Source organism: Streptomyces sp. NPDC026575, assembly GCF_055567415.1.
This window is the reverse complement of the sequence record NZ_JBVHQM010000001.1, coordinates 472,035-481,001: the sequence shown is the minus strand read 5'-3', so window position 1 is coordinate 481,001 and position 8,967 is coordinate 472,035. Positions and strand designations below refer to the sequence as shown.

The following is an 8,967-nucleotide window of genomic DNA, read 5'->3' as shown; positions in this document are numbered from 1 at the left end:
TGTCCGGGGGGGGGAAATGGCGCCCCTCCCAGGACACCCCCACCGGGCACGCCCTGGCCGCTGCGCCCCAGCACCGGCGAAATCACCACGACGCTGGGCGTCAACTCTCTGCCTCGTAAGCGGGAGTTTATACGACGTATGTTCTGAAAGTGTTTCGGCTACCTGCCTTGCGGATTTACGGCAAGGCGGAATCCAGACCCTCGCACGAGGTGTTTTTCACCGCTTTGTACGGTGCCTTTGTGACGCCACCTCGTCATTGCACTCCGGTGCGGTAGGCCGGATCTCGTCGGTGAATTTCACGAGTGAAATGCGAACGGCGATGGCCAGCTGGATATGCCGGGGGAAGGTGCCGGACGCCGCACCACTTCGAGCCTATCGGTACCGGCACGCCCCTGAGGCGTTATCGATCAGATTGCCGGGGCATCATCGACCGTAGCGCGAGCCCCGGCGTGTCGGGGACGGCCCCAAGCGGCCCGTGGCGGCGGGCCGTTCAGTCAAGGAGGGACCCTTCGATGGGGGAGAAGGTCGCCGCGGGCGGGATCGACCTGGCGGACCGGGAGCGTTATCGAAGAAAGCTGCACGAGTGTCTGGAGGGCTTGCAGAGGCTTCTGGCGGAGAAGCGGTTCGATCGGCCCAGGAATCTCATGGGCCTGGAGATAGAGCTCAATCTGGCCGGCCCCGACGGCCTGCCCCGCATGATGAACTCCCAGGTTCTCGAACGCATCGCCAGCCGTGATTTCCAGACCGAACTCGCGCAGTGCAACCTGGAAGTCAACATCCTGCCGCACCGCTTGTCCGGCCATGTCCTGGACCAGCTCGCCGAGGAACTCCGTACGGGTCTGGCCTACGCGGAAAGGAAAGCCCGCGAGGTCGCCGCCAGGATCGTGATGATCGGCATTCTGCCGACCCTGCACGCCGACGACCTCACGGCGGCCAGCCTCTCCGAGAACGACCGCTATGTGCTGCTCAACGAGCAGATGAGGGCGGCCCGCGGCGAGGACTTCGCACTCGACATCCAGGGCGTCGAGCACCTGGTCGCCCGCTCGCCCTCGATCGCGCCGGAGGCCGCCTGCACCTCCGTCCAGCTGCACCTCCAGGTGACGCCCGGCCGCTTCGCCGCCGTCTGGAACGCGGCCCAAGCCATCGCCGCCGTCCAGGTGGCGGTCGGCGCCAACTCGCCGTTCCTCTTCGGCCGTGAGCTGTGGCGCGAGTCGCGGCCGCCGGTCTTCCAGCAGGCCACCGACACCCGTGCGCCCGAGCTGACGGCCCAGGGCGTACGCCCCCGTACGTGGTTCGGTGAGCGCTGGATCAGCTCCGCATACGACCTCTTCGAGGAGAACCTGCGCTTCTTTCCGCCGCTGCTGCCCCTGTGCGGCCTGCAGGAGCCGCTGCGCGTCCTGGATGAGGGCGGGGTGCCGGACCTGGCCGAACTGGTGCTGCACAACGGCACGGTCTACCGCTGGAACCGGCCCGTCTACGCGGTCGCCGACGGTGTCGCCCACCTCAGGGTCGAGAACCGGGTGCTGCCGGCCGGCCCCACCGTCGCCGACGTGATCGCCAACACCGCCTTCTACTACGGCGTGGTGCGGGCGCTGGCCGAGGAACCGCGCCCCATATGGTCGCGGCTTCCGTTCGCCACCGCGGCCCGGAACTTCGACACCGCCTGCCGGCACGGCATCGACGCCACCCTGCACTGGCCGCGTCCCGGTCGCGCCGGCACGCTCGCCGAGATCCCGGTCGTACGGCTCGTACGCCAGGAGCTGCTGCCGCTGGCGGCCCGGGGGCTGGACGCCTGGGGAGTGGAACCGGCCGACCGCGACCGCTATCTGGCCATCATCGAGGAGCGCTGCCGGCGCCGGGTGAACGGCGCTTCCTGGCAGGCCGCGGCCTATCACCACGCCCGGCGGCAGGGCCTGGGCCGGGACGCTGCGCTCGCCGCGATGACCCGGCGCTACAGCGAGCTGATGCACGCCGGCCAGCCGGTGCACACCTGGCCGGTGGCCTGGGCGCTCGGCGAGCGGCCGGCGGTACCGGGACCGCGGCAGGCGGCGACCGGCGGCGCGTAGCGCGCGGTGGGCCCGGCCGCCGGTGCGGGCGGGCCCGCTACCGGGCGGCGTGGGGGCCTCAGCGCCGTCCCGTGCCGCCCGCCGCCATGATGGCCTTGAGGATCACCCGGTGGATCTGGGACGGGTCGCTGACGCGGTGCGCCGAGCCGCCGGTGGGCGCCACGATGCGCTCCAGGGCGGACTCGTCCGCCTCCGGGCCGATCGCGATGGCGATCAGCGGTACCGGACGGGCCGGGGAGGAGAGCTTCTCCAGCTCGCCGACCAGGGCGCTCAGAGAGATGCCGGCGGCGTCGTCGTTGGCGCCGTCGGTGACGACGACCACCGCGTTGAACTTCCCGCTCGCATACGTCGCACGGGCACTTCGGTACGCGGCGAGCGTGGTGTCGTACAGACCGGTGGCGCCATGGGGGAGCGGGGCCAGCGAGCCGAACGCGGCGGCGAGCGCGTCACGGTGGGTGGTGCCGTCCCCGTCCCGGTCGGCGTGGCGGAGTACCGCTGGGCGGCGCGCCCGCCGGCCGTGTCCACCACCTTGGCGACCGCCGCGCCGTTGCCGGGCCGGAAGCCGTGCGCGCGCAGCGTGCGCTGCCCGCCGGGCTCGCCCAGCAGCGTCATGAAGCGGTTGGCGGCGCGGCTCTGCTCGGGACTGAGCGCGCCGTCGTCGACCAGGGTGTACGGGTAGGTGAGCCGGGCGGTGCCGTCCTTGGGGTAGAACAGCTTGAGTCCCGGGCCGCCGTCGCCGCGGGTGTTGTGGACGTAGGCGGCCTGCTCGGACAGCAGCAGTGCCTGGTTGCGGCGCGGATTGCCCTGCTCTGCACCGGAGTCGTCGCCCGGCAGCGTGGCCAGTATCTGGCCGTCGCCGTCCGCGACCCGCTGGGCGAGGAGCTTCGCCGTGGCGGCGGTGCGGACTTCGGCCTCGTCGTCGTCCTTGGCCCCGGCGGTGTCGGCGGCGTGGATACGGGCCAGGGCGAGCAGCCCGGTGGCGCTGCGGGCCGGGTCGGCCACGCCCAGGCGCAGTGCGTCGCCGGATGTCGCCTTCCGGGTCAGTTCGTTCCAGCTGTAGCTCTTTCTCGGCCAGCCCAGGGCCCTGGCGGTCTTCGGGACGGCGCCCAGTGCGATCGGCGACGAGGCGATGGTGTCGGCGGCGGTCAACGGGGTGCCGCTCTCCGCGTCGACCCGGTCCACCCAGAGCTGCGCATCCGGTATCCATACCTGGAACTCGGGGTCGACCGGACGCTGCCCGAAGGAGTCGGCGATCTCGTGGGAGGGGCGTGCGGTGATCCTGACGTCGAGGCACCGGCCGTCGGTGCGTGTCGCGTCCTCACGGGCCGTCTCGGCCACCGCCGCCAGCGCCGGGGCGATGTCGGGCGAGGCGGCCACGTCGAGCCGCACCGACGTGTCGCCGCACGGGTCGCCGAAGGGGAGCAGATCGCCGCGCAGGGCGACGACGGAGCCGGCGCCGACGGCCAGGGCCAGGCCGGTGGAGACGACCAGGATGCGACGACGTGCACCGGGGCGGGACCCCGTGCGCCGCGGTGCGGAGCCGTCCGGCAAGCTGTGTCGTCCCATTGCGGTAGCGCCTCTCCTTCTCGGAGCTCGATCGGGTGCGATGAGAAGGGGGCCGCGCGCCACGTGGATGGCGCCCGTCCCCGGCCTGTCGCGCGCGATCTTCGTACCTGCTGTCGAGACCCTAGCGGGGCGGTGGTGGCGAAGAGGCGGTAATGCGGAAGTGGAGGAAGCGTGCAGTCGGAGACAAGTCCCGTGGCCGATGCGGACGTTCCGGGGCGAGGGCCCGGTGCGGGGACGGCGGCCGGGACGGCCGAGGAGCCGTCCCGGCGCGTCCTGCGCAGCGAGACGCTGATCGTCCTGGCCCTCTCGCTGGGAGCCAGCGCGCTGTCGGCGCTCATCAGCTTCATCGGGTCGGTGACCAAGCCCGGCGGTCTCAAGGACCAGGCGGCGACGCTCAACGCCTCCCATGCGCCGGGCCGGCCGTGGCTGGATCTCGCCTGGCAACTGTTCGGGATCGCGAGCGCGCTGGTGCCCGTGGCGCTGGTCGCGCATCTGCTGCTGCGTGAACGGGTCGGCGGACTGCGGGCGATCGGCTTCGACCGGCGGCGGCCCGGCTTCGATCTGAGCCGGGGCGTCGCGCTGGCGGCCGCCATAGGGGGCAGCGGTCTGCTGCTCTATCTGGGTGCGCGGGAGGCCGGATTCAATCTGACGGTGATTCCCGAGGCGCTGCCCGAGGTGTGGTGGAAGATCCCGGTGCTGATCGCCTCCGCGGTGCAGAACGCCGTCCTGGAGGAGGTCATCGTCGTCGGGTATCTGCTGCGCAGACTGGGGCAGTTGGGGTGGTCGCCGATGGCGGCGCTGGCGGCCAGCTCGGTGCTGCGCGGTTCCTACCACCTCTACCAGGGCATCGGCGGCCTCGTCGGCAACATGGTGATGGGCGTGCTCTTCGTCCTGCTCTACCGGCGGTGGGGCCGGGTCGGGCCGCTGGTCGCCGCGCACGCCCTGATCGACATCGTGGCCTTCGTCGGGTTCGCCCTGCTGGCGGGCAAGGTGGGGTGGCTGCCTACGGGGTGAGGCGAGGGCGAGGGCCGATGCCCTCGCCCGCTTTTCCTTCCCTCGGCCCTCGGCCGGCTGCCGTTCCCCCGATTGTCGGCCGGCTGCTCTTGTGTCAGTCCTTGACCAGCAGTTCGCCGTCGATCACGGTGACCGCCGAGCCGATGAGCAGGGTACGGTCGCCGCGCAGCTCGGTGCGGACGTAGCCGGTACGGGCCGAGCCCTGCAGCCCGATCAGTGAGTCGCGGCCCATACGGGCCGACCAGAAGGGGGCGAGCGCGGTGTGCGCGCTGCCCGTTACCGGGTCCTCGTCGATGCCCACCGCCGGGAAGAAGCAGCGCGAGACGAAGTCGTAGCCGCCGATCGGGTCTTCGGCGCGCGCGGTGGCGATCACCCCTCGGCCGCCGTGCCCGGCCAGCGCCCTGTGGTCCGGCGACAGCGCCCGCACACAGCTCTCGTCCGCCAGCTCGACCAGGAGGTCGCCGACGTCGGGTCCGGTGTCGTGGGCGGAGCGGATCTCGGCGCCCAGCGCGTCCGCGACGAGCGGCGGTACCTCTACGGGCGTCAGCGGCGCGGTCGGGAAGTCCATGGTGATCGTGCCGTTGTCGCCGGCCGTCGTGGTCAGCACCCCGCTGCGGGTACGGAAGCGGACCGTGCCGGAGGCGGCCGCCCCTGTGGTGTGCAGAACGTGCGCGGTGGCCAAAGTGGCGTGCCCGCACATGTTCACCTCGGCGGCCGGGGTGAGCCAGCGCAGCGCCCAGTCGGCGTCCCCGCCCTCGGGCAGCGGGTGCGCGAAGGCGGTCTCGGAGAGGTTGACCTCGGTGGCGACCTGCTGGAGCCAGGCGGTATCGGGGAACGCGTCGGAGTCGAGGAGTACGACTCCCGCGGGGTTGCCGGTGAACGGACGCGCACTGAAGGCGTCGACGATACGAATCCTCATGGCCGTGAGCGTAGAGGTGCCACACAGCCGCAGGCCAAGGCCAATTCCAGAAAATTGGCTATGGATGGTGGCCCGTCGACCGCATGCGGAGGGAGTTCGGGGTCTTGCTTCGACGAACGGTCCCGATATATCGTTGAGGTATCGCGACAGATTCGCGACAGCTCAACGATGGAGAAGGAGAACGACATGCGTTCCCAAGGACACGACCACGGGCACGAGCATCGCCACGACTACTGCGGACCCGGCCGCTCCGGCGGTCGCGGGGAATTCGGGGGTGGCTGGGAGCGGCGGCGTTCCGCTTTCGGCTCCTTCGGTCCGCCCTTCGGAGGCCCGCCTTTCGGCGGCGGTCGAGGGCGCGGCGGACCGCGCGGCCGGGCGCGCCGCGGCGATGTGCGCGCTTCGATACTGGCGCTGCTCAAGGACCGCCCGATGCACGGCTACGAAATGATCCAGGAGATCGCCGAGCGCAGCGGCGGGGCGTGGAAGCCGAGCCCCGGCTCGGTCTATCCGACCCTGCAGCTCCTGGAGGACGAGGGGCTGATCGCCAGCGCCAGTGAGGGCGGCAAGAAGCTGTTCTCGCTGACGGATGCCGGCCGCGCCGAGGCCGACAGCGGCCCCGACGCCCCCTGGGAGGACGCCGGCCGCGGCGTCGACTGGGAGGCGATGAACGAGATACGCAAGGCGGGCGGCGGTCTGGTCGAGGCGTTCCGCCAGGTGTGGGCCACCGGCAGCACCGAGCAGCGGGAGAAGGCCATGGCGGTGGTCAACAAGGCCCGCAAGGAGCTGTATCTGATCCTTGCCGAAGAGGACTGAGCGAGGGCGGGGCGGTGCGAGAAGCGGTCGGTCTCCGGGGGCCGGACGGAAGGGGCGGCCCCCGGAGAGTCAGGAGACCAGGCCGGCGAGCTTGCGCAGCGACTCGTTCAGCGCGGCGCCCGCCGAGTCCTTGAGCTTGCCGGCCATCAGGGAGACCGCGGCGCCGGTGAACGTGCCGTCGATCCGTACGGCCGTCGCCTCGCCGTCCGGTGTGAGCGCATAGCGCATGCCCAGGCTGACGCCCATCGGGCCCTTGCCCTTGATGTCGAGCAGTCGTCCCGGTTCCAGCTCCTGGACGGTCCAGGTGGCCTCCGCGGGGAAGCCCATCAGCTTCATGTTCTCCTCGTAGGACGCGCCCGCCTCCAGCGTCTTCGGTCCGCCTTTGGGGAAGTCGGTGTGGGTGGCGTTCCACTCCCCGTACGCATCGAAGTCGGTGAGCCGGTCCCAGATCTTCCCGGCCGGTGCCTCGATACGGGTCTGGGCGGTGACTTCGGCCATGCGATCACCCCTTCGGTGACGGTCCTGGCTGGTGCCGCGGAACGTAGCCGTACGGGGGTGAAGGTTCAATAGCGAGGGCCGGTCTGGCTGATGGCTCGTCAGTTTCTGGGAGTGGCCCGCTCCGGGGGTGGGGCGGGCTGGGGGTGGCAGGGATCTGCTGGACCGCGGGAGGGCTGCCCCATATGTCTGCCCTTCATGATTCCCCCGCATTTTCTCCGCGGGATATCTCCTCCCTAGGGAGGAGATCCGGCGGGGGCGTCCCCAACCAGCGTGGGATGCGCAAATGCTTCCCGCCGGGGATGTTCCCGGCTTCAGGGGCTGGTGGGGTGGGAGCTGTGCAAAACCGTACTGCGTACAGGGGCGGCGACGGCTCCGCCCGGGAGGACCTCGACAGCCGGCTCACCGTCGAGCTCGCGTCGGTGGTCTCCGCTGCCCGCAGGCGGGCCACGCGCGACGGTGACCGGCAGGTCGACACCGCGCATCTGCTGCACGGACTGCTGGAATCGGACCCCGCCGTACGCGCCGCCTTCGACGGCGGGCCGCAGGTGGCACGGCTGCTCGGCTACCTGGTCCAGCGCAGCATCGGCTACGGACTCCAATGGCACGGCACCGTCGAGGACTCCGGCGCGGTCCCCATGGTCACCGAGGGCGGCGTCCCCGGATGGTCGCCGGCCGCGGCCGCCGCCATGGACGGCGCCCACGACCGCGCGCACGCCCGTTACGCGCTCCGCGCCGGCTGCCTCGATCTGCTCGCCGCGCTGGTGGACGACCCCGAATCCCGGGCCGTGGAGGTTCTGCACCGGGCCTCCGTCGACACCGCCGCGCTCGCCGCTCGGCTGGACGGGGAGCGCCCGGGCCAGGAATGACAGGGGTATCGGGGGTGGCGCTCCTGACGGCGGCTGTCATGATGACCCGATGCACGCGACTTCGGGAAGCCCGGCCGGTCCAGCGACCGGTCCGGGCCAGGCAACACCAGCGTCCCCGGCTGCCGGGCAGCCGTCGTCCGGTTCCGCGCCGGGCCGCGCCGGCGCGCCCCGGGGACGTGGTGCGGGCCTGGGCCTCGCCCTGCTGTCCGCCCTCGCCTTCGGGGGTTCGGGCGTCGCCGCCAAGCCGCTCATCGAGGCCGGTCTCGCACCGCTGCATGTGACCTGGCTGAGGGTGGCCGGCGCCGCGCTGGTGATGCTGCCGATCGCCTGGCGCCACCGGGACCTGCCGCGCCGCCGGCCCGCCCTGCTCGCCGGCTTCGGCCTGCTCGCCGTGGCCGGCGTACAGGCCTGCTACTTCGCCGCGCTCTCCCGCATCCCCGTCGGCGTCGCGCTGCTCATCGAATACCTCGCTCCCGCCCTCGTCCTGGGCTGGGTCCGCTTCGTCCAGAAGCGGCCGGTCACCCGCGCCGCCGCGGTCGGCGTGGTACTCGCCGTCGGCGGCCTGGCCTGCGTCGTCGAGGTCTGGTCCGGGCTGAGTTTCGACGTCGTCGGTCTGGCCCTCGCGCTCGGCGCGGCCTGCTGCCAGGTCGGCTACTTCGTGCTCTCCGACCACGGCACCGACGACGAGGACTCCGCCGACCCGCTCGGCGTGGCCGCGTACGGCCTGCTCATCGGTGCCGTCGTCCTCACGGTGATCGCCCGCCCCTGGGGCATGGACTGGTCGGTGCTCGGCGGCAGCGCGGAGATGAACGGCGCCCAGCTGCCGGCCTTCGTGCTGCTGGCCTGGATCGTGCTGGTCGCGACGGTGGCCGCCTACCTCACCGGAGTGGTGTCGATCCGTCGGCTCTCGCCCCAGGTGGCCGGCGTGGTCGCATGCCTGGAGGCGGTCATCGCGACGGTCCTGGCCTGGGTGCTGCTCGGTGAGCATCTCTCCGCGCCGCAGATCGCGGGCGGGGCGGTGGTGTTGTGCGGTGCCTTTATCGCGCAGTCGGCCAAGCCGAAGACGACGCAGTCCGTAGTGGTGGCGGGAGCCGGGACGGAGAGCGGGGATTTCGCGGTGGCGGGTGCTCCGGCGGGCACCGCAGCGCCGGTGGCCGCCGCGCCTCCGGCCGGCTCCGAGGACGACTTGTCCGCCGGATCACGCGCCACGTAGGGTGGCGATCAT

7 protein-coding genes and 1 pseudogene are annotated in these 8,967 nt (G+C 71.8%); 5 read left to right on the top strand and 3 right to left on the bottom strand.

Annotated elements, in window-relative coordinates; all coding sequences use genetic code 11:
- Positions 1–512: 512 nt before the first annotated feature.
- The gene (locus tag ACZ4NB_RS02255; RefSeq protein WP_467657723.1) at positions 513–2,066 is read left to right on the top strand and encodes a glutamate-cysteine ligase family protein; all 1,554 of its coding nucleotides are present in this window, start codon (positions 513–515) and stop codon (positions 2,064–2,066) included.
- Positions 2,067–2,124: 58 nt separating this feature from the next.
- Here the strand turns inward: ACZ4NB_RS02255 and ACZ4NB_RS02250 are convergent.
- A pseudogene (locus ACZ4NB_RS02250) lies at positions 2,125–3,632 on the bottom strand (substrate-binding and VWA domain-containing protein).
- Positions 3,633–3,803: 171 nt separating this feature from the next.
- On the opposite strand from ACZ4NB_RS02250, the gene ACZ4NB_RS02245 reads away from it, so the two are divergent.
- Complete coding sequence (locus ACZ4NB_RS02245; RefSeq protein WP_467657721.1) at positions 3,804–4,646, top strand: CPBP family intramembrane glutamic endopeptidase; 843 nt, start codon at positions 3,804–3,806, stop codon at positions 4,644–4,646.
- A gap of 94 nt (positions 4,647–4,740) precedes the next feature.
- On the opposite strand, the gene ACZ4NB_RS02240 is transcribed toward ACZ4NB_RS02245, so the two are convergent.
- Positions 4,741–5,565 carry a PhzF family phenazine biosynthesis protein gene (locus ACZ4NB_RS02240; RefSeq protein ID WP_467657720.1) on the bottom strand — a complete coding sequence of 275 codons (825 nt, stop codon included), beginning with the start codon at positions 5,563–5,565 and terminating at the stop codon, positions 4,741–4,743.
- Between the two features lie 186 nt (positions 5,566–5,751).
- Here ACZ4NB_RS02240 and ACZ4NB_RS02235 point away from each other — a divergent pair, with 186 nt between their 5' ends.
- Positions 5,752–6,378 carry a PadR family transcriptional regulator gene (locus ACZ4NB_RS02235; RefSeq protein WP_467657719.1) on the top strand — a complete coding sequence of 209 codons (627 nt, stop codon included), beginning with the start codon at positions 5,752–5,754 and terminating at the stop codon, positions 6,376–6,378.
- 69 nt (positions 6,379–6,447) lie between these two features.
- Here ACZ4NB_RS02235 and ACZ4NB_RS02230 read toward each other — a convergent pair whose 3' ends face one another.
- Entirely contained in the window at positions 6,448–6,876 is a 429-nt protein-coding gene (locus ACZ4NB_RS02230) for a type II toxin-antitoxin system Rv0910 family toxin (protein WP_467657718.1), read from the bottom strand.
- Positions 6,877–7,211: 335 nt separating this feature from the next.
- Here ACZ4NB_RS02230 and ACZ4NB_RS02225 point away from each other — a divergent pair, with 335 nt between their 5' ends.
- Both ACZ4NB_RS02225 and ACZ4NB_RS02220 read left to right on the top strand, forming a co-directional pair.
- Positions 7,212–7,742 carry a peptidase gene (locus ACZ4NB_RS02225; RefSeq protein WP_467657717.1) on the top strand — a complete coding sequence of 177 codons (531 nt, stop codon included), beginning with the start codon at positions 7,212–7,214 and terminating at the stop codon, positions 7,740–7,742.
- Positions 7,743–7,791: 49 nt separating this feature from the next.
- Positions 7,792–8,955: an EamA family transporter gene (locus ACZ4NB_RS02220; RefSeq protein ID WP_467657715.1), complete on the top strand. Its 1,164-nt coding sequence runs from the start codon at positions 7,792–7,794 to the stop codon at positions 8,953–8,955.
- The last annotated feature ends 12 nt before the right edge of the window (positions 8,956–8,967 follow it).

Excerpts from the sequence above, each read along its gene's own strand:
- ACZ4NB_RS02255 (WP_467657723.1), top strand. The coding sequence starts at position 513 with ATGGGGGAGAAGGTCGCCGCGGGCGGGATCGACCTGGCGGACCGGGAG.
- ACZ4NB_RS02240 (WP_467657720.1), bottom strand. The coding sequence starts at position 5,565 with ATGAGGATTCGTATCGTCGACGCCTTCAGTGCGCGTCCGTTCACCGGC.
- ACZ4NB_RS02235 (WP_467657719.1), top strand. The coding sequence starts at position 5,752 with ATGCGTTCCCAAGGACACGACCACGGGCACGAGCATCGCCACGACTAC.
- ACZ4NB_RS02230 (WP_467657718.1), bottom strand. The coding sequence starts at position 6,876 with ATGGCCGAAGTCACCGCCCAGACCCGTATCGAGGCACCGGCCGGGAAG.
- ACZ4NB_RS02220 (WP_467657715.1), top strand. The coding sequence starts at position 7,792 with ATGCACGCGACTTCGGGAAGCCCGGCCGGTCCAGCGACCGGTCCGGGC.